Here is a 25,519-nt window from a genome sequence, read left to right as displayed (position 1 = left end):
CGCGCCCTCCTCATCTCCCAGGAACGGAGCGTGCGTGATGACGCGGTCACGGCGGACCCTGTACCGGTGCACCGGCGCTGGGATGCTCCGTGCGGCGGTGAACCTTTCCGCCCCCGCCCTCCCGCAATGGCCAGGGCCCGACGCACCCACCGAGCAGTGGCGTTCCTGGCTCGGCTCGATCTGGGCCGATGACTCCTTCCGCCGCACGGTCTCCAATGCCAGCTCGGACCTGGCCCGCCAGGTGGAGGCAGTCCTGGACGGGCGATCGACGAACGCCCGCCGGGTGCGTCGCGCCGCGCTCGCACTCGCCCGGTACGCCATCAGGTATGAGCACCGGTCCACGCCGTTCGGCCTGTTCGCGGGCGTCTGCCTGATCGACTTCGGCGAGACGTCCGCCGTGCTCATCGGGGAGGAGCACGAGATCGTCGGCCGAGCCGACCCCCGGGCGCTGGACGAGGTGATCAGCGCCCGGGAGGCGCACGCCGCGTTGATGGCGGATGTCGAGGTGTGCGTCAACAACCTGGCGTACGTGCGCGTCGGCCGCGTCTTCGTGCCGTCCGAGGGCGCGTCCGAGTACTCCCTCGCGCTAACTCCCCCGCTGGCGCTCGTGCTCCAGGCGGCCAAGTCACCGATCCGGCATGCGGCGCTCGCGGGCAAACTCGCCGCAGAGTTCCCGCAGGCGGAGCAGCGCCAGGCGGCGTTCCTCGCGGAGCTGCTGCGCCTTCGCCTGCTGCGGTCGGCGCTGCGTGCCCCCGCCACGGTCGTCGACCCGGCAGCCGCCCTGCCCACCGGCGCGTTGGATGGCCGCATGAGGGAGGCGGCCGTGGACGTACGGCTGGACGCCGAGGTGCGGCTGCCCGAGACGGTCGCAATCGAGATGGAGACCGCGGCGACCGCCCTGGCCAGGCTCGCGACCTATCCGGCCGGAACCGGGGCATGGCGGCGCTACATCGAGCAGTTCGCCGCCCGGTGGGGCGAGGGCGCGGAGGTCGGCTTGGAGCAGCTCGTCGACCCTGACAACGGGTTGGGCCTGCCTGACGGGTTTGACTCGGTGTCCGAGCCGCCCCGGCCGATGTCGCGGCGCGACCGGTTGCTGTTGGAGCTCGCCGGGACCGCCGCCGTCGAAGGCCGCCGGACGGTGATCCTTTCCGAGACGCTCCTCGAGGAGTTGGAGGACGCCGCGGGCGAGCCGCCCACCGTCCTGGCCCCGCACTTCGAGGTGTGCGCAGAGGTCCAAGCCTGTTCGCTCCCGGCGCTTGATCGGGGCGACTTCCGCGTCCGCGTTCACACCGTCTCGCGTGCGGCCGGCACGATGACGGGACGTTTCGGGCACCTGTTCCCGCAGACCGCTGCCGCGCAGGCGGCCCTTCCGACTGTCGATCCCGTGGCGGAGCTGGCCCAGTTGTCGTTCCATCCCTCCCGCGTCGAGGCCGACCTGCTCACGCGCACCCCGCAGGTCCTGCCGGAGCTGGTCAGCGTCGGCGAGTTCAGGGGCAGCGACGACACGGTGCTCTTCCCCTCTGATCTGGTCGTCGGTCTGCGTGGCAGTCACCTCTACCTTGCGGTGGCCGCCACCGGGGAGCGCCTGGAGCTGCTCGCGCCGACAGCGATCAACTTCGTGTGGAACAACTTCACCCCGCCGTTGGTCCGGTTCCTGGCCGAGATCAGCCGTGCCGCGACTCCGCAGGTGACATGGTTCGACTGGGGCGCCGCGTGGACGCTGCCGTTCACCCCGGCGCTGCATTACCGGCGCAGCATCCTGGTTGCCGCTCGCTGGCAGCTTCGCGCCCGCATGCTGCCCGGCCGTACGGCACGCCTGGAGGAGTGGGCCGAGCTGCTGCATGCGTGGCGCGGCCGGGCGGGTGTGCCTGACCGTGTGCTCCTGGCCATGGACGATCAGCGGCTGCTGCTGGACCTCACCGGGGACATGGATCTGGACTTGCTCCGTACGCACCTTGGCGGTTCCCCCGTCGCGGTGCTCTACGACGCGCCGCCGCCGGACGCGGATGGGTGGATCGGCGGGCGGGCACACAGCATCGTCGTCGCGGTGAGGGCGATCCGATGAGCGCGCCCTCGACGCAGGCCCTGGCCGTGGGCGGGCTCGGGAGGGCGCTGCTGCACATCGAGCGCGGCAACCTCTCCGTAGCGCGGCTCCTGCTGGCCGAGGCGGTCGCCGGTGGCGTCAGCACCGGCTCCAACGCTTCCCTGTTCCACGGTGCTCCGGCGCTGGAGTTCGTGCTTGGCCGCGCTGGGCACGCCGACCAGACCGTCCGGGCCGCCGTCGACCGGGTCGTGGCCGCTCGGCTCGCCGCGGCCCGCCGGCGGCGAGAGGCGGCGCGGCTTCCGACGCTGGCGGAGTTCGATCTCATCCGGGGACTCACCGGGCTGGGGGCGCTGTTGCTTGCCCGCGAAGGCTCGCCGCCGCTGCTGCTACATGAGGTGCTGGCCCACCTGGTGGCGCTGGCATGCCCGGCCGAAGCAGATGCCCGGGTCCTGCCCGGATGGTGGTCGCCGGACAGCCCCGGGCATCAGGAGATCGCTGGTGGCCACGCGAACAACGGCGTGGCACACGGCATCGCCGGCCCGCTGGCGCTGCTCTCCCTCGCCGCCCGACGCGGCGTCCTGGTGGAAGGCCAGGTCGAAGCGATAGACGCGTTCGCGACCTGGCTGGAGGAGTTCGGCGCCTTCTACTGGACCACCCTGGACCAGCTACTCGCCGACGAGCCGCAGCAGGCGCCACCCCTGCGCCCCTCCTGGTGCTACGGAGACCTCGGCATCGCCCGCACCCTTCAGTTGGCCGCGCTCGCGCTCGGCGACGACGCCCGCCGGCAGAAGGCCGAGGATGTCGCCATCGCCGCTCTCACAGACCCCGCCCGCCTGAGCCGAGTCACCGTTGCCTCCCTCTGCCACGGCTGGGCCGGGCTGCTGACCGTCACGACCGCCATCGCAGCCGACAGCCCCATCCCCGGCCGGTTCGCCGAGCCCATCTGGCAGACCCGCCAGCGGCTGGCCGCGGGGATACCCGCGCTGCCCAAGCCCGGGTTTCTGGAAGGGCGGGCCGGGGCGGTCCTGGCGTTGGAGGGCTCCAACATGACCGGCTGGACCCGCGCCTTGTTAATCCACTGACCCGCCGTACCCGACTTTCGACCGAGCAGGAGCGAACACGAGAACAATGAACTCCGACGACGAGAATCTGCCGCTTCCCGACGAGCGGGAATGGTGGCACGCCACCGTCCGCTTTCCTGGCGATGCCGGCGTGACCCCGAAAGCTGCGGCCGCGCTCACGGCCGCGCTGTCTGGCTGGCGTTTCCACTTCCTGCGCAAGGAAGGCAAGCTCCGGCTGCGCACCGAGCGGCCCGCCGCCGATCTGCTTGACCAGCTCGTCGCCGACGAGCTGGCGGCCGGTTGGGTTGACGGCATCTACGAGCCGGAGACCGACGCCTTCGGCGGCCCGCTGGGCATGGACATCGCCCATGAGGTGTGGTGCGCCGACAGCCCCGCGGCCTTGGCCGAGACCGGCAGTCCGCACGCCCACGAGCGGTGCATCCTGCTGATCTCCACCATGAACCGCGCGGCCGGGCTCGACCCGTTCGAGATCGGCGACGTGTGGGCGAAGGTCGGTAACCTTCGCCCGGCGATCAACCCGCCCGAGGTGGCCCACCGGGCGGAAGCCATCGCTGCCATGCGGCGCCTCATGAACGCCGACGCCGCCAAGCGGGACACCACTGAACCCGGCTGGCTCGGACGCGTCGCCGCTTTCGAGGAAGCCGGCCGCTGCCTGGCCCGGTTCGCGGCCGGAGGGCAACTGCGGCGAGGGCTGCGCGCAGTCCTCGCCCACCATGCGATCTTCGCTTTCAATCGCGCCGCCGCCACCGTGGCCGAGCAGGCCGCCGCGGCCTGGCTGGGCTGGCACGTCGCCTTCGGAGATGACCAGCCAGCCACCGTGTCTACCAGCCAGTCCGCACCAGCAACCCCTACCTTCGAGCAGATGGAGAGCGCCATCACTACGACCACCGACCCCGCTGACCTGCGCAACGCCATGGTGGACAAGTACACCGACTCCGGCCACCTGCGCACCCCCGCGATCATCGACGCCTTCCGGGAGGTCGAGCGCCACCGGTTCATTCCCGACGTCGACGTCGAGGCCGCCTACGTCGATGACGCCGTGTCGATCAAGCGCGACCAGGACGGAGAGATGATCTCCTGCATCTCCGCGCCGTCCATCGTCGCCATCCAACTGGAGCAACTGGGCGCACAACCCGGCCACAAGATCCTGGAGGCCGGAGCAGCCACCGGCTACAACGCCGCCCTCCTCGCGCGGCTCGTAGCCCCCGGCGGTCACGTGTGGACCGTGGACGTCGACGCCGACCTCGTCAACACCGCCAGCAAGCACCTGAAGGCCGCCGGCGTGTCGAACGTGACCGTGCTGCAGGCCGATGGCGCGGCCGGGCTCCCCGAACACGCCCCGTTCGACCGGATCCAGTTCACCGTGGGCTCCGGCGACATCCCCCTCCCCGTCCTGGAGCAGCTCGCCCCGGGAGGCCGCATAGTCATCCCGATGCGGATCCGCGGCAGCATCTCCCGATCCTTCGCCTTCGAGCGCGACGGCGAGACCTGGAGGACCGTCTCCTGCGAGATGGCCACGTTCGTCCCGCTGCGCAAGGGCATCTGCGACGACGTCCGCATCATGATCTCCATGGCCGGGGAGGGCAACGTCCGGCTGGAGACCTACAGCGAGCAGTTCGTCGACCGGGAGGCGATGCGGACCATCCTGGACGAGCCCTCTCACAAGATCTACACCGGGGTGAAGTTCCGGCAGGGCTCGCCCTGGGAGTGGGTCTACCTGTGGCTGGCGTGCGTCTTGCCAGGCGGCCTGTCCCGAATGCCTGGACAGCGGCCCGGGTTCACCCCGCACTTCGGATGGGGTTCCATGGCGGCGCTCGACGGCGACAGCCTGGCCTACCTGACCGTCCGCGAGGGCGACGACGCCGAGGGCCGGTTCTGGGAGATCGGCGTCATCGGCCACGGCCCGCGCGCCGCATCCCTCGCCGAGCAGGTCGTCGCCGCGATCCAGGAATGGGACCGCGACTACGGCAACGACGCCCCCGCCACCGGCTTCCGGATGGCCACTACCGCCCACCGCGACCTGCTCAAGGCCGCCGACCCGCGCTTCATCATCGACAGGCCCAACAGCCGACTCGTCGTCGACTGGCCGTAGAAGGGGAGCAGCGTGATGAACTCTGCGATCGTCCGCCGTATCCCGCTGGTCTGCCGGCCCAAGCCTCCAGGGCTTCCACTGGACAGGCGCATTGCAGAGCTCACCGCGCTGACCGTTGATACGCCCGGCGCGGACCACCCCGAGCGGGTGGCCCGCGCCTGCGGAGTCCTCAACTTCGCCGCGCTGATCGCCTCCGACAGTCGGATGCCCGACCTGGCCGCCGAACTGTGCTGGCGGCAGCACAAGGTCTTCGCCGAAGCCGGCGCCCTTGACCAGGACATCGCCGTGATGTCTCTGATGCCGCTGGTGAACATCGCCAGGCTCCTGATCCGCGAAGGTGACGGCAGCGGCGCCTTCGCAGTGCTCCAGCAGCTGTACCGGGCCGCCCAGCAGCGCGGCGCCACCATCATCGGTGATCACGACGTCGACCTGTCGCCATTGATCCAGACCGCCGCAGACCACCGCAAGATCTGCACGGAGCTGTGGGTCACCCTGCTTGTCGACGGCGCCCGAGCCCTCGCCAGTCTTGGCCGTTGGACCGAGGCAGCCGAATCCATGGCCGCACACCGCGGCGTCGGCCAGCGGCTCCTCGACGGCCGCCAGATCACGATCATGTCGCTGGTGCAGCAGAACCTCCCCCAGCAGGCCGCCGACATCATCGACTCCAGCATCCCCGCAGAGCCCTGGGAGAACGCCGTCGCCGCCATGTTGCGCATCTACTGCCGGCCGACGACCTCGATGCCATCACTGAACGAGCTGGATCATGCGGTGCGGGAAGTACTCGCGCTGATCGCCGACCCCGAACCGATGACTGCAGCGTTCCGGGCTCGGCTCGGCTTGACCGCGCTCGACCTGACTGCCGACCGGCCCACAGCACACGACGCCGAACTGCGGTCCGCTGTCATCGGCGTGGCCTGCTCCGACGCCTACGCTGCCCGAGACGTCCTCGGGCACCACGGGATGCGCTCCGGCATGACCTCACAGCAGGAACAGGAAGTCGCCGGCGTGCTCGCCGCCTCGGGGTTCGGCGCAGGAAGCCTCACAGAAGCCCACTTGGACGCCCTCACCGCAGCAGTCCGTCAAGGCGAGGGCAGCTTGCGCGCCATGCTCGGCACGGCCACGAGCGTCGTCAGCGGGCACGCCTCGACCTAGGGCCTGTACGGAGTTCTGATCTCTAGATGGGTTGGAGGCTTCGGACCCACAGCATGGCTCCGCGGAGATGAAGACCTGCCAGATAGCTGGTGGGGGTTTTGTCGAAGCGGAAGGCCAGCCCGCGCCACTCTTTCATCCGGTTAATCGCCCGTTCGGCCGTATTGCGCTGCTTGTAGAGATCTGGATCATGGGTGACCGGGCGGCCACCGCGGGAGCCGCGCTTCTTGCGGTTGGCCGCCTGGTCACTCTTCTCCGGGATGACCGCCTTGATCCGGCGCCGGCGCAGATAGGCGCGGTTGGCGCGGGAGGAGTAGGCCTTGTCGGCGGCCACCGCGCCCGGGCGGGTGCGCGGCCGGCCAATGGGCAGGCGGATCTTGATGCGCTCCAGCACGGCGCGAAACTGCGGGCTGTCTCCGGCCTGGCCGGGGGTCAGGACGAAGGACAGCGGACGGCATCGCCGGTCGGCGGACAGATGCACCTTGCTGGTCAACCCACCCCGCGAGCGGCCCAGCTTGGCCGCCGTCAGCCGGAACCTGCGCCGGCGTCGTAACCGCCCGCGTCCGTCCCCGTCCTCATCCCCGTCCCCGTCTCCGTCCCCGTCTCCGTCTCCGTCTTGGCCGGGGTCGCCGTCGTGGGGGTTTTGCCCCTTTGGCGTAGCCCCTTTTCCTGTTCGGCGGCCTCGTCCAGCGCCTCGGCCAGCTCGCCGTCCAGGACCATCCCTGCGGCGTGGTGGTGGGCGCGGGCCGTCGTGGAGTCGACGCTGACCAGGTCGAGGTCGGCCTGCCCACGGGCAGCGGCCTCGGCGATCATCGCCTGCATCAGCTGCTCGAAAACGCCGGTCCTCGCCCACGACCGGAACCGGTCGTAGACGGTGGACCAGGGCCCGTACTCGGCGGGCAGGTCCCGCCACGGACTGCCGGTCCGAAAACGCCACATCATCGCGTTGAACTGCTGCCGCAGGTCCGGGATCGGGCCTCGCTCACCCAACGGCAGGTGAGGCTCGATCAAGGACCATTCCCCATCGGTGAGGTCTCCACGCGCCATGGCGAAGGCGTACCAGGATCGCTGGCCGTAGCGCAGCGAATCCCTCTGATCTCAACTTCGTACAGGCCCTAGAAGCCAACCCGGCCGTGGTTGCGAACCCCGCGGATCAACCACGGCGGCCGCCCCGGTTTCGGGCCCGGTACCGGGCGGCGCGGCCGTGGGATGCCGACGCTGAGCGCCATCCCACGGCCGCAATGCTTCGCTCCTCCCGACCAGAAGCACCACCAGCGAAGGACACGCCATGGTTCCCCTCCCCGCTCCTGACGGCGGCTATTACGGCTGGCTGCCCGGCATCGAGAACGCCGAGTTACGCGACTGTTGGAAACCGGTGGTGCGGCTCCTGCGCAGGTTGCCGCCAACAGCGCCTCCCACCCCGGGCGCCCAGCCAGGGCAACGAATGCCGCAGGACAGCGGCGCTCGCCTTTAGCCCTTCCAGGGTGGGCCCTGCCGTCAGCCCGGACCGCCCTGGATGCGAACCCACGTCATCGCCTGGCTTCTTGGACGCTCAAGGGAGATTCATGCGTTTCGCCGGCATCTCGGTGGACTGCGGCGGCACACTGACCGACCCACGAGCGCCGTCGCCACCCGCCCTGTCGGCCACCAACCCGAGCACGGGAGACTGGTGGGGACGGCGGGAGGGCTCGTGTGCGGAGGGCGGTGGGTGGGTGGAACACTGTCTGCGCCGGCCGGACGACGAACCTGACGCTCCATAGCGGCCACGAACGGAAATCCCAGACCCCAGCCCCGGACCATCGCACCTGGATCAGCCGCGCACCTGGAGCTGCTGTCTCACCAACTGCGTGAGAGCACCCCGGCCGCCGAAGAGCGCGCGCGCCTGGCCTCCCCCGCGGTGCTGCACCTCGCGTCCGCTGGGCTGGCGTGATCAGTTCAACAAGTAGCGGTAGCCCTCTTTTCCGTACGCTCGGACGCGTTCCGGTGGCCACGCCCTTCATCCCGGTGAAAGGATCACTCCCCATGAGCTACGGCCATCCCGTGCCGGTGCGCTACGAGGGAGGCCCCCTCGACGGCGACATCAATAAGGACGACTACCCCGAGGATGATCTACGGGAGATGCTCGAGAACGAGGCGACGTTCGACTCCGCGCCCGCCACAGTGCGACATGACGCGCTCGACGTGATCGAGCGATACCGGCTCGAACGCCGCGACGGCGAGTGGGTCTACACGCACGTGGGCACGTTCGAGCGCCCGATGCAGGAGCGCAACTTCACCGCCGTGTTCGTGGGTGGTCCCAAGGACGGGGAGACGACGACGTTCCTGGCCGCGATGCGCCGGAACGCGAGAAACGCCACCCTGATGTTCCCCGGCTACACGCTGCGGCACACTGGGGACGACATCTTGTCCGGCTGGCAGATGGCCTACGACGCCGAGGAGCTCGAAGCGTGAGCGACAACGTGCCGTGCGCCACGACCGTGTGATGCCCTGCCCAGGGCGAGGAGGTTCGGAGGAGATCAGCTTTCGGAGCGCGTAACGACGAGCTCTTTCTCGCCCAAGATGCCGAACCACAGGCGCGAGAGCCGTCTGGCGCATGCCTGGTCTCGGAGCTTCCGGCCTCGGCGGCCGCGGAGGCCTTGCCTGCAACGAGCTCGGCCCCGTCCTGCCCGGGCACTGGGCGACCGGGCGCGCTGTAGAGGGAGATGTGCCGTCTGCTCTGCGGCCCGTAGGGCGCCGCCCCAGTCGCCGGTACAGCAGCGCACGCGCTTTCGTTCGGGCGTGGGCCGCGATCTCGCAGGTTCATCGCCTGGTTCGCTTGGCCGGCAGTTTGACCCCGGCTGCCCGGGGCGCCTTGGTGCGGTGGGGTAGCTGGATGCCGGCCCAGTAGCTGCACCGAGCACTCGGTACAGCCATTGGCCGAGGGCCAGGCTTTCGGGCGGTGGGGTGACGTACGTCGCTGGCACGTGGACGCTTCCGTTGTGAGCGCGTTTGTAGGCGCACAGCGCCTTGAGGTTGCGGTTGAAGCGGTGCTCGTGCACGCCCGTCGTATTGGAGGACGAGGCCACCGGTGTACTGGCGGTCTCCCCGAAAGTGCGTCGCGACCGGTCAGGACCTCGCTGAAGCCCGCTGCCGCTTCTACGCTCCCATCATGGCCGACCTCGGATTACTGCAGGCATCACTCGATCGTGAGGGGCCCGTGTTCCTACATGTGCAGATAGCGGACCGGGTCAGGGGGTGCATCGCCTCAGGCGACCTTGCCCCCGGCGCCGCCGTACCCTCAGAGGTCGATCTGGTAAGTGGATATGGCGTAACCAGGCAGACCGTTCGGCGCGCGCTTCGGCTCCTCAAGGAGGAGGGCGCAATCTACTCCATGCAGGGGCGCGGCACGTTCGTTGGGCCACCGGATGCGCCGCAATCTCCCCACAGGAAGATCCCGGTCTACCAACAGATCGCCGGCGAGCTGATCGAGCAGATCAAGGCCGGAGAGTACATTCCGAATCGCCCCATCCCCAGCGAAAAGACACTCAGCCAACGCTACGAACGGGCTCCAGGCACTATCAGGCAAGCTTTGGCATGCATGCGCGACCTCGGGTGGGTCATCACCGTGCCCCAGAAGGGCACCTACGTTGCTGAGACTCAGGACTGGCCAGAGAACAACGGCCACAAGCAGTAAGCATGTGTGGCGGTGGCTATCCCTGCGGGAAAGGTGTCCAGGGTCGGCACACCCCTGCGTCCGGCCGGCCGCCAGCACACTGGGACGGCTGCTGGCCTGCCTGGACGGCGGCGCCTTCGACGCCGCGACCTGCGCCTACCCCGCCACGTTGACCACCGCTCACCCACCAAAGACCACCGCGAGCATCCGGGCGATCACTCGGCCTGGCCGTGGACGGCAAGACCCTGCGCGCAGCCGTACCGGCGACGGCGCAGTCCACCTGCTGGCCGCCATCCGCCACGACACAGGCGACCACCCTGGTGATCGGCGAGCAGGGCCTGTCGGCCACGTACTTCGACAATGCCGACCTCACCGGCGCGAACGTCACCCGCACCGAAGCGACCGTGAAGGGCCTGGATGCGGCTGCCCTTCACTGGCACGCCGCTCGGGAACTGGCCGAGGAGACCGGCCTCGACACGGCGCCGAGTGAGCTGTCCCTGTGGCTGGTCACGCGCGGCGAGAACGGGAGCGTGGGTGATGTTCCTAGCCCCGCACCGGCCGGCATCGCTGCTGCGCGAGCGATTCGCCGCTCTGACGTCCGCCGAGGCGGCACAGGGACGCGATCCGGAACTGGAGCAGATCGCTTTCGTCCGCTCCCCGACCGAGGTGGCAGGACTCGGAGGCGTGTGCGTGGACTACCTAGGGCCGCTCGTCCGCCACTACGTCAACTCGGGCTCCTAGAAGGAAGCGCACCGGTTGCCCAAGGGCGCTCGGTGGTGTCGCCTTAGGCGACGGCATGTTCGCGAGCGTCGTTCAGTAGTTCGTCCGGCGCCCGGGTATCGGCGTGCGTTCCGGCGCCGGGTCGGGACAACCTCCCTGACAGTAACCATTTGTCACGATGAGCCGTCCTCGAGCGGAGGTATAGGAGCTGGGTTGCGCGGAGACGATCACACCCTGGCAGGTGGGGCAGGTGATTGGCTGGCTGGCTGTCATAGGAGCTCTTTCCGGGGTCGTCATGGTGGGCGTAGGCCCCCTCGGGGCACAGCCTCGTCAACGCGTCAGGGCCGCACCGGCTCAGCCGCCGCGTGGGAACTACTCACTCGAGACCGTTACCTGCGTGGGCGTTCCTCGTCTCGATGATCCTCGCCGCAGCAAGTTGGATCATGACGAGTTTGCACGCCGACGCCGCCGAATCTCCGAGCCTGTCGGCCTCGGCGTACTCCTCAATCAGCCCGTCAAGCAGGTCGGACCGCTTCGTCCGCATGCGGACCTGCTCCTCGAGATATACCGTGTTCAACAGAGTGACACCCTGTGCCGCGGCATGCTCAAGCTGCGCATTCATCGCGCGGGAGATCGACCGGTCGTCGTCGATGAGCTCCTGGAGCGTTACAACCGATTCGTGCATGTGTGACACTCTCTGGACATTCGGGACGGATAGGCATCATCCCTTTTTCCCGTTGCGGATGTCACTAGCAGAATCTGTCGCGAATGTATTCCAGGTTTGGGTCAGGCTTGATAGCCGCAGCCCAGCCAGCGAGACGTCGACCGGTGCGGCCTGACCCTGCTGTTCCCCACCACCATGACGCTGTACGGAACCGTGCAGCCAGGCGCGGTCGCCGGTTGGATCTGACCGGTCCGCCGGTCCTCTCACCCAGCGAGGGGCGGGGTGGCGAAGGAAGAGTGCGCCGATCACGTGGGCTGGAGGGGCTACCGGTCAGTGCCGAAGAGGAAGAGGCGGCCGGCCGGCCACTTGAGGAGGAGGCGGCGGGCGAGGTCGGCCAGCTTTGGGTTCCGGACCCGCTTGGTCAGGTAGCGGGTCCAGAATCCGGTGATGGTCTGCTGGGCGTGCTCGTGGGCGGGCACCGGGCTGGGGTAGAGGTCGTCGGGGACGTGTCGGCCGTCCACGGGGCAGGTGAGGACTCCGGCGGCGCGCAGCGCGCACAGGCGGTGCTGGCCGTTGGTGATGGAGTCGTGGCCGTCGTCCCAGGCGATGGGGTCGATCTCGAAGCTGTCGAGCCAGTGCTCGTCTTGCCGGGTGAGGCTGGCGGTGTCGGCTGGGGTGAGGGCGTCTCGCCAATCGCGCTCGGGACCGGCGACGGCGCGGCGGGCGATCTCGCCGATGAGCGGCCAGTTGGCTTGATGGTAGGGGCAGGCGGCGAAGTCCTGTGCGCTCAGTTGGGTGAAAAGTTCGGCGTGCGCGGCTTGGGATGCGCCGTCGCTGTGCTTGTCGTGGGGGTAGCCGCGGGCGAGGCGTTCGCCGGCGGGTGCGTGCGCGCATTTGAACAGGCCGTGGGGCCAGGGCAGGCTCGACAACGGCACCAGCCGCACCCTGTTGACGCCGTGCAGCAGTCGCCGCCGTTCGGCCGGGTCGGTGTAGCGCTGGGGGTAGAGGTCCGCTTCGTCGGCGGGCACGCGCACGGCCTGGCGCAGCCGCTCACGATGCAGGTGGGCGGCCTGCTCCTCGGCGGGGGTGAAAGGCCGGGAGGCCGGGACTTTGGGGTCGAAGGGCGGGCCGTCGCCGTCGGGATCGAAGCTGCCCTCGAAGGCGGCTCGTTCCGGGTTGACGTAGGCCAGTACCCGTACCGGGGAGTCGGCGGGCAGCAGCAGGATGTCTCTGGCGCTGCGCAGTCTGACCAGTAGGAGCCGCTGGTCGCGCCATGCGGGCTGAGCGGTGAGGTGGCCGGTGTGCTCGGGATCGAGGGCCTCGATCCATTGCACGCGAGCGAATCCTTCATCCGGGCTGCGGTCGGCAGCCGGGTGACGGGCCGCGATGGCCTCGAGATAGTCGCCGGGTCGCAGCGCGTGGGCGGGCATGGTCATCGTGGTGGCCATGCGCGGTGGGCGGCCATCCCGGCGGACGAACGGTACGACCGTGGCGTCGGCGGCCGGCGGCTGCCGGTCGGCGGTGACGACGTGCGCTCGTGTGAAGAATGGGGCAGGCAGAGATGACCACCACGGAGCGGCCTGCTCGTGGTGGTCACGGTCGGCGTCGACCTGGGCCAGGATCTGGTGATCGCCGCAGTGCAGCACGAGCGGGCCGGGCACGCCGTGGCAGAAGACGGCCACCGGCCCTCGCCCATTGAGGCCCCGGGTCCGGATCACGCCATCGGCGGGAAGGACCTCGATGCGTTCGGTCCGGGCGTAGAACGCCGACGCCTCGACGTGGAAGGGGCTGTACTGGTCAAAGATGATCCTGAGATAGTCACCGGGCGCCAGGGCGTGGGCGTCCGTGCGGTGGCGAGGGATTCGAGCAGGCATCCAAGAGGCTCCGGGTGGTCGGCTGGGCGTTGCGGGGAGGGAGCTCCCGGGCCCGCGGCGGGGATGTGGGCAGGTCCGTCCCAGGACGTGATCGCCGGCGTGTCTACGGCAGCGGAGGGCGCCGGTGACGGAACTGGCGGAGCGGGCTTTCCAAGCTCCGGGACAGCTGGTGGCGACCATGGCCCGCCCGCAGATGCCAGAAGGTGGTCAGCGGTGGCGGTTGGGATGCAAGGCGACCGGCGCTGGCAGGGGCCGCAGCGGCGTTGATGGAGGCCCTGGCCCTGGGAATTGTTCAGGACATAAGGGAGAGCGGGGGTTGCGTCCGGCCGGGGAATGTCTATCGTCGGGGCATGGCCGCCCGCCGCAATCCCAAGAAGGACAAGGCCGCCCGCCGGCGCCGCCCCGAGCGGCGCGTGGCGTCGCCGGGCCGGCGGGTGCGGATGAGCCTGGAGACGGTCACCACCTTGATGATGAACGCTCCGGCGGAGGCGTTGCCGCTGCTCGGGCTGGCCGGGGTGTGGCTGTGGAACGTCGCCGAAGACGGCAAGGGCGCCGCCTACTGTGTAGACGGCTGCCTGACCTTGCACTACGCCCTGGCCGAGTACGGCATCGCCTCGCGGGTGGAGGCGGTGATCCTCGACCTGGAGGGCAACGGCACGCACACCCGGTACGGCGGCGACGGCCCTCACTACAACCCGGACGGCACCTTCAACGGGCACGCCGTGCTGATCGTCCCTGCGGCCGACCGCCTGCTGGACCCGACCCTGCAGCAGTACCGCGAGGTTCCCGACACCGAGGCGGCCACGATCCCGCTGATGGTCAAACTCAACGGGACCAGTTTGGGCCCGGGCGGAGATGGAGGTGGCCCGCAGCGATCACCGGGTGCGTTACCACCCCGTGCCGGAGCACCTGCGCGAGGTCTGGTGCAACGCCACGATCACGGCGAACGAGGGCGCCTACCGGTGGGCGGGCGCCAACCTCGCGGCGAACGTGTTCGACATGCTGCGCAGCGAGTTCTTCCGCGACGCCACCCTCGCCTCGCCCTACCCCCGCTTGCACCGCCTGGTGCGGGCGCTGGGCGAGGCCAAAACGATCGCCGACAGGCAGGGCGGCTACCGGTTCCGCCCGGCCGGGGCGTCCGGCGAGGTCCGCCTGACCGACATCCCCTGACCCCCGTCTGCACTCTCGCACCGCTCGCACGGCGCTCATAGGTCTTCGACGTAGCCGACGGCGATCTCCTCGGGCGGGTTGGTGTACAGCTTCAGGTACCGCTCGTTGGCGTGGCCCAGGCGCCGTTCCAGCTCGGCCCGGTTGTGACCGGAGGCTTGGGAGAGCAGGTAGGCGAAGGTGGCGCAGGTCGTGCGGGCGTAGCACGCCGAGCTGCCGGTCGGCGCCTGCGACCTGCAGGTCGTGGATGGCGCCGATCTCGCCGACGATGGTGTTGATCGAGCGCGGCGACAGCCGCCCATCGGGCCGGCGGGCGGCGATGGAGGAGGCCGCCAGGAACAGCGCGGTGGAGTCGGGCGCGGCGTCGCGGTCGCGTTCATGTTCGAGGTAGTCGGCCAGCGCGGTGCGGGCGTCCAGACCGAGGAAGACGCTGCGGCTGGTGCGGCCCTTGCCGCGCACCCCGTTCAGTTTGGCCTTCTTCACCCGGCGCAGCTGGGCGGGTTCGCGCGGCTCCAGTTGGGCCAGGTCGAGGCCGGCGATCTCGGCGCGACGCAGCCCGGTGCCGAGCATGGTGTGCACGATGGCGCGATCACGCAGCGGCCGGGCGCGGCTGTCGGTGGACTGCCGCGCCCTACTGGCGGAGTTGGCCTACCACTACGGGACCTTCTTCGACCTGTTCGGTGTGGGCGAGGAGTACAAGCCGTTCCCCCTCCTGGACGGCTCCGACCCGGACGAGGGGTTCGTCCGGTTCACCGCCAAGATGCTGCTGGTGAGGTCCGAGCTCGGCCAGGCGCACGCACGCCGAAGCCGCCAGGGAACTCGCCGAGGAGCTTGTCCGGGGGCAGGTCTCCTTCATGCTCCAGTCCGGGGACTACCTCATCGTGAACCAGCGCCGCTTCCTGCACGGCCGGGAGGCTCTACGCAGCGGCCAGGAGACCGTCCCGGTCGCCGACCGGCGGCTGCTCCTCCAGTTCCTCCTGCGCGCGGAGGCCGGCGACGGCTCGGCCGCCTAGCCGGTCGACGGCACCGGTGCCCCACCGAGTCCCGCCCCGAGCCCCCGAGCCCGCGGCACGGCCAGGGGGCGGGGCCCGGCTCGGGCTCCCTTGGAAACGATCGTGCACCGGGCTCCCCGGACCCGTGTACGGGGCTAGATGCGCGAGTTGCGCAGCGACTGCCACACGGCGCCGGCCAGTGCCCGCGTCGCCTGCGGGACCGACAGATGCTCGTGTTCGCGGTACAGGACCCAGTTGTACTTGACCAAGGACATCTTGTTGGAGGACAGCGATCCCGCCTGGTGGGCCCGGTACACCGCAAGCGGCTCAGCCAGACCCCGGGCGTCAGCACCGTCCCGCATGATCGACAGCCAGAGGGCGTAGTCCTGGCGCTTGCGCATCGCCGGCATCAGTCTCGTACCCAGGACGTTGCGGTCGTACATGGCGGTGAGAGCACCGATGTGGTCCTGAACCAGCATCGCGCGGTAGTCCACGTGCTCTCGCGCACGGATCACTCGCCCGTTCGGAACCCAGTCGGTGCTCTCGCCGGCGTAGTCGGCGTCCATCTTGAAGTACGAGGTGAACGTCAACGGCGCATCGCCTTCTGCGGCGAAGGCGAGCTGCTTCTCGGTCTTCTCCGGCAACCACATGTCGTCGGAGTCGAGGAACGCGATGTAGTCCCCGCGGGCCCGCTCGATCGCGAGGTTGCGGGCCCGGCTGGCACCGCCCCGTTCGGGTGCCGACTCCGGCAGAACGCGCTCGTCATGCTCGGCGAACTCGCGAAGCAGATCCATGGAGCCGTCGGAGGACTGGTCGTCGGTGACCAGCAGCTCCAGGTCGCTGTGAGTCTGCGTGAGCACCGATCGGACGGCCGCGCCGAGGATGGCCGCCGAGTTGTACACGGGCATCACGACAGACACCAGGGGCACAGCACATCTCCTTGCCAGATCAGGAACGACGGTCCATTCAAGCACCGCAACCGAATAGGAGCTTGGTGGTGCTCGGCACGCTGACGCCGATCGGCGACGCGCTTGCCACCGGCGGGCCCGGCGCGATCGCCGAGCTGGCTGAGCGAATGTGGCGGGTCACCACCACTGCGACGATCCAAGCCGATCAGCCGGCCACCGTGATCGGGCTTCCGGACCCTGGCCTGACCGACCTGCTTGACAGCTGCGCTGACCTGGAATCGGCCGACCTGCACGCACGCATCGGGCGGCTGAGCCCGACTAGCGTACGGCGTTACCTCGATACCGGCGCTAGAGCCGAGGACCTGCTGACCGCCTTGGCCTGCGTCGCGCCGGCCGGCATCCCACAGGTCGTCCACTACCTGATCAGCGACGCGGGGCGCCGGCACGGCATGTGCGCGTCATGGGCGTCTGCGTGGAGACGATCGACGAGGCTACCCGCCACCCAGATCCTGACCGATCCGGCGATGAGCGGGCTACGACCGCGCCGCATCGGGCCAGCCGCGCTGGTGTGCGCTGGCGACCTGAAGACGGTCTTGGCCACGCTGCGCGGCGGGGGTACGCGCCCGTTGCACAGACCATCCTTGGCGCTCCGATGCCCGTGCCTTCAGTACCGAGGATGACGTGACCGTCTTCCACAACGACAGTCGCGGCCGGGTCGTGGTCCGCCCGTCGGGAATCGAACCCGGCACGCGCCTCTATCTCGAAAGCGATGCCCACACCACCGAGCGCATCTCGGCCGCGCTCAGCAGCGTGTGTCGGTGGTCAAACGGTCGGCTTCAGGTATCCGGCGGCGGTCAGCCCCGCGAAAGCCATATCGGTGTCGGTCAGCTGCCCGCTGAGAACATGCTGCACGAACTCACCGACCGGCATCAGCACGGTCTCGACGAACTCGCCGTCCTCCAGAGTCGGCTCAGCCACTTTCCGACACCCACGGGCCAAGACCGCGTGGCGGCGATGCGAGGCATACGACGCCAGATACGTCTGCATGACGACCTTGAGCGTCGCCGCCTCGTAGCCGGTCTCCTCCAGCAACTCACGGGCCGCCGCCACCTCGACCGGCTCGTCTCCGTCAGCGTTTCCGCCCGGCAACTCCAGCAAGACCCGCCGAGGCCCCGGCCGGTACTGGCGGGCGAGAACCACTTGGTCGTCCTCGGTCACTGCGACGATCGCGACGGTGGCGCCCCCCTCGAGGATGTCCCACACTCCCTTGTTGCCATCCGGATAGCCGTACTCGTAGGTACGGACTTTCAGGAACCCCGCCGGCCCGGGCATCTCACTCAGCTGCGTCCACTCGCTGACCCTGACATCACCCACACCCGGTAGCTTACGGATCAACAGGCCCTCAGCGTGGGCGCATCGCCAAGACGATGGATATGGCTGCCCGGCAACCGGTGAGCTGGCACCGCAACATGTACGGCGTCACCGACGACCTCGGCTGGCCGAACACCCTGCGCATGGCCATCAAGGTCGCCCACTAGCTCACCGACATCACCGCCGTCTCTCTGAAAGGTGCCACTCATTGAGAAGAGTCTCACCGGGATGGGTGTCTTCCGCAGGCCGCTAGGGCAAAGGCCAGGAAATCGCGATCTTGACGTGGCCCTTGGTCACCACAGGGCCGTCAGCGCTCTGATGGTCGGTGTCCACTGGGTAGATCGTGTACCTAGGGCCTGGCCCATGACGGTGAACGCGGTCCCACGTCCGCACGAGGTCGGCCCAGGTGTTTGCCAAGGCGGGAGCGTCGAGCCCGAACGCGTGGCTGCCAATCTCGACGGTGTCCTCGCGCAGTTCCCGCTTCGTGAGGTAGGCGAGGCTCTCTCCGTCGACAAAGCCGTTGCACATCGAGGAGATGAGCGGGTCCGCGAAGCTGCCGGCCAGATCCTTATCCTCGTTGTCGAAGGACAGCAGGCAGGAGCTGGCGAGGCTGGTGGCCAGCCAGGTTTGGAGCGTGTCGAGCGACTCGTCGGGCCGGACGGTAACTCCCGTCCAAACCTGCGCCTGTCCAGCTGCGAATGCACGCTCCAGGGCCTCGGGGTCGGTCGGGCAGGGATCCTCATCGAACTGAAGCCGCACCTTTCCATCCCGCAGCGGCACCCAACGCCGGGGCCGCTCGCCGTCTCCCTGCATCGGGACGAAGCCAGCGAGCTCCTTCGACGTGCTCACCAGCCAGTTACTGCGCCTAATGAAGCCGATCACGCGGGTGAAGCCTCGAACCCGCAGCGGCACCGTGAGCGTTCCTCCTTCGATGAGCTGCTCAATCCACGCAGGTGGGATGTCCGCAGCCTCGACGGTCACCACGATCGCGTCGAAGGGCGCAGAATCGGGGCAGCCGAGTTCGCCGTCTCCGAGCACCACGTGGACTGTCGAATACCCAGCCTCGTCCAGCAACCGGCGGGCGCGTTCGGTGATATCGGCGTCGATATCGACTGTGGAGACGTGGCCTCCCGGCCCGACAAGTTCGGCGATCACCGATGCGTTGTAACCACCAGAACCAAGCTCCAGAACCCGCATGCCCCGCGTGATCCCGGCCTGCTCCACCATCCGCGCCTGAATCTGCGGCGCTGACACTGAGCTGATCGCGATCCCGTCCGCGTGCCACTTCGTCCGAACGACGACGTCCGTGTCGTAGGCTTCCTCCGGCGTCGCCTCAGGCGCGAACACATGCCGGGGCACACGAGAGAACGCTGCAGCGACTTCGTCTCTGCGGATTGCTCCGAGCTCCCGCAGACGGTCGACCATGGCCGCGCGCAGCGACTCTTCTTCGGTGCTGGGCTGGGCGTCGTCCACTTGCGCAGCCTACTCATGGGAGTGCCTGGCCAGGGGCGGGATGGCGGTATGACCGCGGTTCCGCGTTTCGTGCTTGGTGTAGCTGATTCGATGAGGGTCTGCGGGATCGTGGCCGCAGGTCCGGTTTGAGTGGTCCGGCGTTTGGAGCGGTCACGGACGCATTCTGCTGCTCGGCCCGCCGGGGACGAGGTGTCACGCGAGTGGGCTGCGGCGACGGTGTGGCGCGGCGTACTGTCGTGATCATGCCGGTGCGGATGAAGCAGCCGGGCCTGGCTCCCCTTGCCGCAGTCCCACCGCCGCACTTCCCGATCACCGAGGCCAACCATCAAGATCAAGACCCCAGAAAGAACACCAAGGGCAGAGCGGCATGAGCAGACGATCCGATCGCACTCTCGGCGGGTCGCCTGTCAGGGCTGATCGCGGTGCCCCGTGGGCGGTCGGCGCGGGAGTTTCGGGACTTTTGGGACACCCCTACGCGCGCGTGCGCGCGACCGGAGTGCCTGTGACCTGCGACGCTCGCTGGCCGGGATCGGCAACGCTGTTTGGCCGGGGTCATCGCGGGTGCGGCCAGCTTCGGACGAACTGGCGCAGGAGCTCGATGTCGTGTCGTTCGTCGTCGATGGCTTGCTGCCATGCCTGCTGGTCGATCCAGCGGGCGATCGTGGCCTCGATGAGGCGGCGCAGCTCAGCGGGGTCGAGTGCTTCGGCCTCCCACTGTGCTGGGGCGACCGGGTCCAGGTCATGGCGGGCGGCGAACGCAGGCCAGCGCGGATCTCCGGCCTTGCCCGGCGCGGCGGGCAAGGCGTAGGCGAGCACCTGCTCGTGGGTGAGGGCGATCCGTTCCACGCTGGACCAGCAGCCGCTGGTCCGGGCGAGCCAGTCAGTCAGGATCGCCTCGCCGCTCGCGTCGTGATCGCCGACGTAGGCCAGCACGGCTGGCCGGGGATCGGCCGCCAGGCGCTCGCGGACCCGCCGCACATAGGTCTCGCTGGAAAAGCCGCGCAGCACCAGGACGGGCAGTCCGTACTCGAAGGTCCAGCTCGTGATCTGGGCCCGCAGAGTGTCCTTTTCCGCGGCCAGTACCAGCGTCACCGGCTGGTGCTCGGTCCGGTCACGACGGTACAGGTTGGGGACCTGTGCGAGGATCTCGCCCGGGTCGGTGTAGGCCAGCGGGGCGTGGATCTCGCGTACCGCGTCGATGAGGTCGGGGAAGCCGCCGAGGCGGCGAGCCTGGGCCAGGTGAGCCGAGAGCTTGCGATACGCCGCCGCGGTGTTCGGGATGGCGCCGGCGACGGCTAGGCGGTAGAAGCACTGACGCAGCGTCACTCCGCCCTCGTAGGCGATGATAACCAGGCGGGCCTGCTCGACGACCTCGGCCCACCGGATGCGGCTTGGGTACATGTATCCCTTCTTCCCGCCTCGGGACATCGCCGCGCTCACTCTGAGGAAGCCAGGCAGGACGCGATCGAGCACGCGCTGATCAACCGGTTGCGCGTCGCCGGGCAGGAGCGGGGCGACATCGGCGCGATCTTGCATGAGTAAGCAGGGAGCAGAACAACGGACCTCTCGCCCGGCCGAGCGCATCCGTCAGCGAAGTGTTGACAGTGCTGCACAGCCTCGCCGCCCTCGATTGTGGCGTTGGAGCCTGCCTGCGCAGTTTGCGTGAGCAAAGCGCTGTCACTCTCAAGGATGCGGCGGTTTCAGTGGACGCTTCGACGGCCACCATCCGGAGGTGGGAGGCCGGCGAGGTGATCCCGAAGCGACCGGCCCTGCGGACCCTGCTCGACCTCTACGGTGTCTCCGCCGCCCGCAGCGCCGTGGTGGAGGAGGTTGCCCTCACCAGCCGACAGGCCCGCCTGCCGGCGGTTCGTAGCGGCTGTGAACGTGGCGAGACCGTTCTGGCGTGCCTGGAAGCACAGGCCGACGCCGTATACGACTACCAGTCCTTCCTGTTGCCTGCGCTGGTACGGACGACGGCGTACATGCGGGCGATTTACACCGGTCGCGGCGCGCCGGAGCCCGTCGAGCAGGCGCTCGCACTGCACGAGCGCCGAATTGGCGCCGCCGCCAGTGGCCGCTGCAGCCTGTCGATCGTGGTCGAGGAGAGCGTACTGCGCCGTCCTATCGGCGCGACGGACGTGATGCGGCAGCAGCTCGATCACCTGCTCGAGGTGGCGAACCGTTCCTGGGCCATCGTGCAGGTGGTCCCCGCCGATGCGGCGCTTCTGGCGGGGGAAGCCTTCACCCTGGTGCGCTTGCAGGATGAACGGGGCATCGTTCACTGCGAGACAGCGCACGGCTTCCGGCTCCTCGACGACGCTCATGTCGCCACCTACACGCAAGCCTTCGCGCGCCTGCAAGCCGGAGCACAGTCTCCCGAGGCCAGCGTCGCATTGATCGCATCAGCGCATGCCGCCTGCGGCGAATAGGACCTTCCTGTGTCTGCCGGTGGGGATGATCAGGTCTTTGCGGATGTCTTCGACGCGTTCCCCGGCGGCCTTGCGGCGCAGCACGGTGTGCAGCATGTCGTCGAGGGTCACCGGGGGCGGCCGCCGTGCTTGCCCTTGCGGGCGGCGGCGTCCAGGCATTCCAGGGTGGCCTCGCGGATGGCTTCGCGTTTGGTCACGGCCATGGCGGCGAAGAAGGCGAATAGCATCCGGCCCGGACGGATCGTAGATGCCGGCGAGCGGCCCGGCGAGCATCTCCAGCACCAGGCCGTGCGCGGTCATGTGGTCGGCCAGCGCGGTGAGTTCGGCGGCGTCGCGGCCCAGTCGCTTCATCTCATACACCGTCAGGATGACCCGGCAGTGTGGGGCGTGTGCCTTGATCTGCCGGGCCAGCGTGAGCGCCGCCTCGAACTGGGGGCGTACCTTCATCCGGGTGGAGATCTTCTCGGAGAAGATCTTCTCGCGGCCGATGCCGTGCGCGGCCAGTGCGGCCAGTTGCGATTGCAGTTCCTGGGTGAGGGCGGAGCAGCGTGTGTAGCCGATCCGAATGTCGGCCGTCGGCCCATCGTCACTGAGCGGCGCGGGCGGTGGTGTGCCCCGCCGCCACGGCTGGCCCGGGCTCCGGTCGGCGGGAGCACTTCCGAAGCCACAGCATCACGTTCGAAGAGCAATTCCCCGCCCGTATCGAGGAAACGGCCCCCGCCCGCCTGGACGGCGACGGTGAATCCGCCGACGCTGCCGCCTATCTCACCACGATCGCCTGGTGGGGGCCCCGGCCCGAAGAACCGGCAGAGGGCCGACGACCTCGTCCGGCTGTTCTACGATCACGAACGCCAGCATGGCGTCCAGCACGGCTACGACTCCTTCGGCCGCCTCGTCGTCCGATGCCCCGCAGCCCACGCCTTCGCCGTCACGTGGCCCGCCCACGGACCGATCACCGTCGCCGACGTCACCGGCCTCTACCACCCTGGCTTCCACCGGCTCCCCGACGGCCGCGTCGACCTCCTGCCCATCGGCGATTCGGCAACCTGACCTTGCCCGCATGGGACAACTACATGCAGATCAGGGACAGCGAGCTTCGTGCAGACTCTGACGGGTTCACTGGCTGAGATCAATTACCGGGTCAACGTTCGGGGACGGGCCACAAGCTTCGTGCTCAGGCTGAGGAATTCGCGGACGACCGGGACGTCGCGATGGGGGGCTAATTGATCGCGGAGGTCGCTGAGCGCGTCGGAGGGACGGGAGGAGTCGGCGCCCTTGTCCTGGGTGAGTGCTTGCGTGGCGGTTGCGCCGGTCTCGGGCCAGCCGAGTTCGGCCACGGCCGCGCGCGAGCCGGCGCAGTCCGGTGAAGATGCGGTGTTCGACGCGGGCGTCGAGAGGGGGGATGACTCGACCCGCGACTCATCCCCGAAACGCCTCGATCTCGATCTCGACCAGCATCCGCTTGTCGATCAGTCCCGCCACCTTGACGCCTGTGCACGCTGGTCTGACGTGTCCGAGCATCTCCGACAGCGCCGTGCCGACCTTGTCGTAGTGGCTGTCATCCACCACGTAGTAGCGCACCATGACAACGTCCTCCCTGGTCAGGCCGGCCGCCTCGACTGCGTTGAGCGCGATGTCGAAGGCCGTCATGGCTTGCAGGTAGGCGTCGCCCTCGTGCTGTACTTCACCGTCGACCGTGGCCGTGCATCCGGAGACCACGACCCTTGGCCCTGCCACCACCGCCCTGGCGTAGCCGTACTTGGCTTCCCAGACGCCGTCCGAGAAGATCCTCGTCTCCTCGCGCACGCACCTTGCCTGAACCATCACGCGTCCCTTCGTCAGGCCCCAGCCGCGGTCTGCGGCCAGGGCGTCTGTGACCGGCCGCGGTGCGCGGGTCGGCGCCCCGCGCGGCTGCCTCGGAGGTGCAGCCGGAACCGGAGGCAGAGTTCCGCCACCCGACCAGGGGAAGGTGGCAGATGCGGCCGTCCGGCGGTACGGCCGTCCATCATGGCCGAGGACCGCTGTCTGATGGCCGGTCATGATGTCTCCCCGCCCTGCGAAGTGTTACCGCGGTCCTGTTGGAGGAGCCATAGATCGCGGAAGAGCCCGGGCTGGGTCGTCAGCTGGGCCGGCCAGGTACTGAGCCAGGCGCTCCGAAGTCGGCTCAAAGGGGAAAATCTCGTGCAGGTTGTGGTGATCGAGCTGGGTGTCCAGGAAGTTCTTGAACGGCGCGAGGTCCCCGAAATCGGTAATGAAGCCCGGCCCCTCCAGTGCCTGCGCGGTGAGGATCACCTCGACCTGATAGCTGTGACCGTGCTGCTGCGAGCACTTGTGCCCAGGCGGGAGGCCAGGCAGCCGGTGCCCGGCCTCGAAGTCAAACGCCTTGCCGATACTGTGCCTGCCGGACGGGAGTGGTACGGAACTGATGTCCATGACTCTTCTTGGGGTGAGGTTCGGCGGTTGGACCAAGTCCGGGCTTTCCAAGCCCGGACAGGGGGTAGGGCAGACGACCGGGAGTTCTCGGTTGGATCTCGGTGCCTGGACAGAGCGAAGATCCTGCCCAGGCACCGAGCTTGAGGCGGGGGCACAGGCTGGGCCGTGGCAGTCGTCGAGCTTTGCCCGGCCCGCGCCGCCGCGCATGTCGGGGTGCTCAACCGATCCGCTCCTTGAGCCAAGACTGCTCGCCGCCATGCAACTCCGCGTGACGGAGTGCGATACGGCGAGCGGCGGTCGCCACGTTCGCTGTGGAGGCATGGTTGTAGATCCACCGGCCTCGCCCGGTCGTGTGGCCGGTCCACCACCACCAGATGCCCCCGTCGGTCCAGACGACCAGGTCGGTCGAGATCAGCACCAGCGCGACACCGTCGCCGTGGCGGACCTCGGAGGCGATCCGGTGCGCTGCGTGGAGCCGATCCTGAAGCTGCTCGGCTGCCGTGTCGGCCGGTCGCAGGCCGGGCAGAAGCCACATGGTCGCCGTCATCGCTCGTCACCTCCGCCAGCCACGGTCAGCATGACGAGCTCGTGAAACGGCTGCGGCAGAGGCTGTTTCACGAGGTCGAGGTATTGGGCCATCAACCGTGTGGCCGCCGTGGCGGGAGCCCAGGCGAGCGTCCACAGGACGGTTCCGCGCGCGCTCGGGTAGGGAGTCTGCCAAAAGATCGCCTGCCCGGCCATCAATGCGACCAGATGGGGCCACAGCGACACCGCGGCCTTGTCATCGCCGCCCAGGACATGGGCGGGGACGTTGAGCCGCTCCAGCTCGGCTTGCGGCTGGTGAGCCAGCGCGAGGGCTGGTTCAGGTTTGCGGGCGGCCGGTTGGGCTGTGCTGTGGGGGTGCACGGGCTGGAGCTCCGCTCTAGTTGGGGTGCGAGTCGGCCGGAGGGCTGAGAACTTCGGTCCATTCCTGGTCGGTCATGTCTGCTGCGCCGAGTCGGTCGCTGACGGCATCCAGGCCCGCAGGCGTCAGGTGCCATCGCTGCATGAGCGCGATCACCCGGTCCCGATGCTCCCCTGCGGAATCGCCCCTATCCCATCCCACAGCCCTCCGCTGCTCATCGCTGATGGGGCCGCAACCGCGTGCTTCCAACAACCGATCCAGGCGGACGCGGGTCACGTCGTAGGGGGCGAGCGTCAGCGCCCAGCCGATGGCGATGACGAGCTCCGCGCACCGCCGGCAGGCGACTGCGCAGGTGTGATACCACCACGGGATCGTTATCTCCGTGGTCGCCGACGGCGCGGCGAGCGCGCCGCACATGGCGGTGGTGGCCAGGCCGACAGGGGCGTTCCAGATGGCCGCGTGCTCGGTGTCGTCCAGGTCCCCGGCCAGTGCGTAGTGTCCGGGCCCGGGCATGGTCGTGTCCCTGTGCTCGTGGGCGTGAGTAGCGCGCACCATGGGGCATAGC

25 protein-coding genes and 2 pseudogenes are annotated in these 25,519 nt (G+C 69.0%); 12 read left to right on the top strand and 15 right to left on the bottom strand.

The annotated features are described in order from the left end of the window. Positions 1-37: 37 nt before the first annotated feature. Genes AB0F17_RS35500 through AB0F17_RS35485 form a run of 4 tightly spaced genes read left to right on the top strand, consistent with a single transcriptional unit; the run spans position 38 to position 6,370 of the window. Positions 38-2,065 carry a lantibiotic dehydratase family protein gene (locus AB0F17_RS35500; protein ID WP_358031819.1) on the top strand — a complete coding sequence of 676 codons (2,028 nt, stop codon included), beginning with the start codon at positions 38-40 and terminating at the stop codon, positions 2,063-2,065. Beyond that, positions 2,062-3,126 (top strand): lanthionine synthetase C family protein, encoded by a 1,065-nt coding sequence (locus tag AB0F17_RS35495; protein WP_358031818.1) that lies wholly within the window; start codon positions 2,062-2,064, stop codon positions 3,124-3,126. Before AB0F17_RS35500 ends, AB0F17_RS35495 begins: the two co-directional genes overlap by 4 nt. A gap of 46 nt (positions 3,127-3,172) precedes the next feature. After that, positions 3,173-5,218, top strand: coding sequence for a methyltransferase, FxLD system (fxlM, locus tag AB0F17_RS35490; protein ID WP_358031817.1), 2,046 nt, complete (start codon positions 3,173-3,175; stop codon positions 5,216-5,218). A gap of 15 nt (positions 5,219-5,233) precedes the next feature. Further along, positions 5,234-6,370 (top strand): hypothetical protein, encoded by a 1,137-nt coding sequence (locus AB0F17_RS35485; protein ID WP_358031816.1) that lies wholly within the window; start codon positions 5,234-5,236, stop codon positions 6,368-6,370. Between the two features lie 22 nt (positions 6,371-6,392). Here the strand turns inward: AB0F17_RS35485 and AB0F17_RS35480 are convergent. Then, positions 6,393-7,414, bottom strand: a pseudogene (locus AB0F17_RS35480) (IS5 family transposase). Between the two features lie 975 nt (positions 7,415-8,389). On the opposite strand from AB0F17_RS35480, the gene AB0F17_RS35475 reads away from it, so the two are divergent. The 3 genes from AB0F17_RS35475 to AB0F17_RS35465 all read left to right on the top strand — a co-directional run bounded on the left by AB0F17_RS35475 (position 8,390) and on the right by AB0F17_RS35465 (position 10,760). Beyond that, positions 8,390-8,818, top strand: a complete 429-nt coding sequence (locus AB0F17_RS35475) for a hypothetical protein (protein ID WP_358031814.1) — start codon at positions 8,390-8,392, stop codon at positions 8,816-8,818. Between the two features lie 697 nt (positions 8,819-9,515). Further along, positions 9,516-10,040 (top strand): GntR family transcriptional regulator, encoded by a 525-nt coding sequence (locus tag AB0F17_RS35470; RefSeq protein ID WP_358031812.1) that lies wholly within the window; start codon positions 9,516-9,518, stop codon positions 10,038-10,040. 513 nt (positions 10,041-10,553) lie between these two features. Next, positions 10,554-10,760 carry a hypothetical protein gene (locus tag AB0F17_RS35465; protein WP_358031810.1) on the top strand — a complete coding sequence of 69 codons (207 nt, stop codon included), beginning with the start codon at positions 10,554-10,556 and terminating at the stop codon, positions 10,758-10,760. 355 nt (positions 10,761-11,115) lie between these two features. Here AB0F17_RS35465 and AB0F17_RS35460 read toward each other — a convergent pair whose 3' ends face one another. The 3 genes from AB0F17_RS35460 to AB0F17_RS35450 all read right to left on the bottom strand — a co-directional run bounded on the left by AB0F17_RS35460 (position 11,116) and on the right by AB0F17_RS35450 (position 13,824). Continuing rightward, on the bottom strand, positions 11,116-11,424 hold the full coding sequence (locus AB0F17_RS35460) for a hypothetical protein (RefSeq protein ID WP_358031808.1): 309 nt from the start codon (positions 11,422-11,424) through the stop codon (positions 11,116-11,118). A 302-nt stretch (positions 11,425-11,726) separates the two neighbouring features. Further along, positions 11,727-13,277 (bottom strand): hypothetical protein, encoded by a 1,551-nt coding sequence (locus AB0F17_RS35455; protein ID WP_358031806.1) that lies wholly within the window; start codon positions 13,275-13,277, stop codon positions 11,727-11,729. A gap of 337 nt (positions 13,278-13,614) precedes the next feature. Further along, positions 13,615-13,824, bottom strand: a complete 210-nt coding sequence (locus AB0F17_RS35450) for a hypothetical protein (RefSeq protein ID WP_358031804.1) — start codon at positions 13,822-13,824, stop codon at positions 13,615-13,617. Positions 13,825-14,138: 314 nt separating this feature from the next. Here AB0F17_RS35450 and AB0F17_RS35445 point away from each other — a divergent pair, with 314 nt between their 5' ends. Further along, positions 14,139-14,447, top strand: coding sequence for a hypothetical protein (locus AB0F17_RS35445; protein WP_358031847.1), 309 nt, complete (start codon positions 14,139-14,141; stop codon positions 14,445-14,447). Between the two features lie 237 nt (positions 14,448-14,684). Here the strand turns inward: AB0F17_RS35445 and AB0F17_RS35440 are convergent. Continuing rightward, positions 14,685-15,014: pseudogene (locus tag AB0F17_RS35440) on the bottom strand (tyrosine-type recombinase/integrase); the annotation flags it as partial. A 284-nt stretch (positions 15,015-15,298) separates the two neighbouring features. On the opposite strand from AB0F17_RS35440, the gene AB0F17_RS35435 reads away from it, so the two are divergent. Continuing rightward, positions 15,299-15,457, top strand: a complete 159-nt coding sequence (locus tag AB0F17_RS35435; RefSeq protein ID WP_358031802.1) for a hypothetical protein — start codon at positions 15,299-15,301, stop codon at positions 15,455-15,457. A gap of 134 nt (positions 15,458-15,591) precedes the next feature. Here the strand turns inward: AB0F17_RS35435 and AB0F17_RS35430 are convergent, their stop codons facing one another. Then, positions 15,592-16,365, bottom strand: a complete 774-nt coding sequence (locus AB0F17_RS35430) for a glycosyltransferase family A protein (protein ID WP_358031800.1) — start codon at positions 16,363-16,365, stop codon at positions 15,592-15,594. A gap of 68 nt (positions 16,366-16,433) precedes the next feature. Between AB0F17_RS35430 and AB0F17_RS35425 the strand changes: the two genes are divergently transcribed. Further along, complete coding sequence (locus tag AB0F17_RS35425; protein WP_358031799.1) at positions 16,434-17,024, top strand: helicase-associated domain-containing protein; 591 nt, start codon at positions 16,434-16,436, stop codon at positions 17,022-17,024. A gap of 142 nt (positions 17,025-17,166) precedes the next feature. Here the strand turns inward: AB0F17_RS35425 and AB0F17_RS35420 are convergent, their stop codons facing one another. The 3 genes from AB0F17_RS35420 to AB0F17_RS35410 form a co-directional block, all read right to left on the bottom strand. Continuing rightward, entirely contained in the window at positions 17,167-17,718 is a 552-nt protein-coding gene (locus AB0F17_RS35420) for an NUDIX hydrolase (RefSeq protein WP_358031797.1), read from the bottom strand. A 246-nt stretch (positions 17,719-17,964) separates the two neighbouring features. Continuing rightward, complete coding sequence (gene fxlM / locus AB0F17_RS35415) at positions 17,965-19,188, bottom strand: methyltransferase, FxLD system (protein WP_358031796.1); 1,224 nt, start codon at positions 19,186-19,188, stop codon at positions 17,965-17,967. 552 nt (positions 19,189-19,740) lie between these two features. After that, positions 19,741-20,589, bottom strand: coding sequence for a hypothetical protein (locus tag AB0F17_RS35410; RefSeq protein WP_358031794.1), 849 nt, complete (start codon positions 20,587-20,589; stop codon positions 19,741-19,743). Positions 20,590-20,792: 203 nt separating this feature from the next. Here AB0F17_RS35410 and AB0F17_RS35405 point away from each other — a divergent pair, with 203 nt between their 5' ends. Beyond that, entirely contained in the window at positions 20,793-21,617 is an 825-nt protein-coding gene (locus tag AB0F17_RS35405) for a helix-turn-helix transcriptional regulator (RefSeq protein WP_358031793.1), read from the top strand. On the opposite strand, the gene AB0F17_RS35400 is transcribed toward AB0F17_RS35405, so the two are convergent. Continuing rightward, positions 21,591-22,178 (bottom strand): recombinase family protein, encoded by a 588-nt coding sequence (locus AB0F17_RS35400; RefSeq protein ID WP_358031843.1) that lies wholly within the window; start codon positions 22,176-22,178, stop codon positions 21,591-21,593. The two genes, AB0F17_RS35405 and AB0F17_RS35400, sit on opposite strands and share 27 nt — an antisense overlap. Positions 22,179-22,355: 177 nt before the next feature. Between AB0F17_RS35400 and AB0F17_RS35395 the strand changes: the two genes are divergently transcribed. Continuing rightward, complete coding sequence (locus tag AB0F17_RS35395) at positions 22,356-22,667, top strand: hypothetical protein (RefSeq protein WP_358031791.1); 312 nt, start codon at positions 22,356-22,358, stop codon at positions 22,665-22,667. 369 nt (positions 22,668-23,036) lie between these two features. Here AB0F17_RS35395 and AB0F17_RS35390 read toward each other — a convergent pair whose 3' ends face one another. The 5 genes from AB0F17_RS35390 to AB0F17_RS35370 all read right to left on the bottom strand — a co-directional run bounded on the left by AB0F17_RS35390 (position 23,037) and on the right by AB0F17_RS35370 (position 25,509). Continuing rightward, complete coding sequence (locus AB0F17_RS35390) at positions 23,037-23,441, bottom strand: Rid family hydrolase (protein WP_358031790.1); 405 nt, start codon at positions 23,439-23,441, stop codon at positions 23,037-23,039. 240 nt (positions 23,442-23,681) lie between these two features. Next, complete coding sequence (locus AB0F17_RS35385) at positions 23,682-24,050, bottom strand: 6-carboxytetrahydropterin synthase (RefSeq protein WP_358031789.1); 369 nt, start codon at positions 24,048-24,050, stop codon at positions 23,682-23,684. Positions 24,051-24,267: 217 nt separating this feature from the next. Beyond that, the gene (locus tag AB0F17_RS35380; protein WP_358031788.1) at positions 24,268-24,597 is read right to left on the bottom strand and encodes a hypothetical protein; all 330 of its coding nucleotides are present in this window, start codon (positions 24,595-24,597) and stop codon (positions 24,268-24,270) included. Beyond that, complete coding sequence (locus tag AB0F17_RS35375; RefSeq protein WP_358031786.1) at positions 24,594-24,956, bottom strand: hypothetical protein; 363 nt, start codon at positions 24,954-24,956, stop codon at positions 24,594-24,596. Before AB0F17_RS35375 ends, AB0F17_RS35380 begins: the two co-directional genes overlap by 4 nt. 16 nt (positions 24,957-24,972) lie before the next feature. Beyond that, the gene (locus AB0F17_RS35370) at positions 24,973-25,509 is read right to left on the bottom strand and encodes a hypothetical protein (protein ID WP_358031785.1); all 537 of its coding nucleotides are present in this window, start codon (positions 25,507-25,509) and stop codon (positions 24,973-24,975) included. Positions 25,510-25,519: the final 10 nt, after the last annotated feature.

Origin of the sequence: Nonomuraea sp. NPDC026600 (genome assembly GCF_040638335.1) — a bacterium.
Classification (GTDB): Bacteria; Actinomycetota; Actinomycetes; order Streptosporangiales; family Streptosporangiaceae; genus Nonomuraea.
The sequence above is the reverse complement of the archived record's forward strand: the minus strand, read 5'-3'. Positions and strand labels throughout refer to the sequence as shown.

Bases quoted from the DNA above. Each gene is read 5' to 3' on its own strand.
- AB0F17_RS35500 (WP_358031819.1), top strand. From the start codon at position 38: ATGACGCGGTCACGGCGGACCCTGTACCGGTGCACCGGCGCTGGGATG.
- AB0F17_RS35495 (WP_358031818.1), top strand. From the start codon at position 2,062: ATGAGCGCGCCCTCGACGCAGGCCCTGGCCGTGGGCGGGCTCGGGAGG.
- fxlM (WP_358031817.1), top strand. From the start codon at position 3,173: ATGAACTCCGACGACGAGAATCTGCCGCTTCCCGACGAGCGGGAATGG.
- AB0F17_RS35485 (WP_358031816.1), top strand. From the start codon at position 5,234: ATGAACTCTGCGATCGTCCGCCGTATCCCGCTGGTCTGCCGGCCCAAG.
- AB0F17_RS35475 (WP_358031814.1), top strand. From the start codon at position 8,390: ATGAGCTACGGCCATCCCGTGCCGGTGCGCTACGAGGGAGGCCCCCTC.
- AB0F17_RS35470 (WP_358031812.1), top strand. From the start codon at position 9,516: ATGGCCGACCTCGGATTACTGCAGGCATCACTCGATCGTGAGGGGCCC.
- AB0F17_RS35460 (WP_358031808.1), bottom strand. From the start codon at position 11,424: ATGCACGAATCGGTTGTAACGCTCCAGGAGCTCATCGACGACGACCGG.
- AB0F17_RS35455 (WP_358031806.1), bottom strand. From the start codon at position 13,277: ATGCCTGCTCGAATCCCTCGCCACCGCACGGACGCCCACGCCCTGGCG.
- AB0F17_RS35435 (WP_358031802.1), top strand. From the start codon at position 15,299: ATGCTCCAGTCCGGGGACTACCTCATCGTGAACCAGCGCCGCTTCCTG.
- AB0F17_RS35410 (WP_358031794.1), bottom strand. From the start codon at position 20,589: ATGTACCCAAGCCGCATCCGGTGGGCCGAGGTCGTCGAGCAGGCCCGC.
- AB0F17_RS35390 (WP_358031790.1), bottom strand. From the start codon at position 23,441: ATGGTTCAGGCAAGGTGCGTGCGCGAGGAGACGAGGATCTTCTCGGAC.
- AB0F17_RS35385 (WP_358031789.1), bottom strand. From the start codon at position 24,050: ATGGACATCAGTTCCGTACCACTCCCGTCCGGCAGGCACAGTATCGGC.
- AB0F17_RS35380 (WP_358031788.1), bottom strand. From the start codon at position 24,597: ATGACGGCGACCATGTGGCTTCTGCCCGGCCTGCGACCGGCCGACACG.
- AB0F17_RS35370 (WP_358031785.1), bottom strand. From the start codon at position 25,509: ATGGTGCGCGCTACTCACGCCCACGAGCACAGGGACACGACCATGCCC.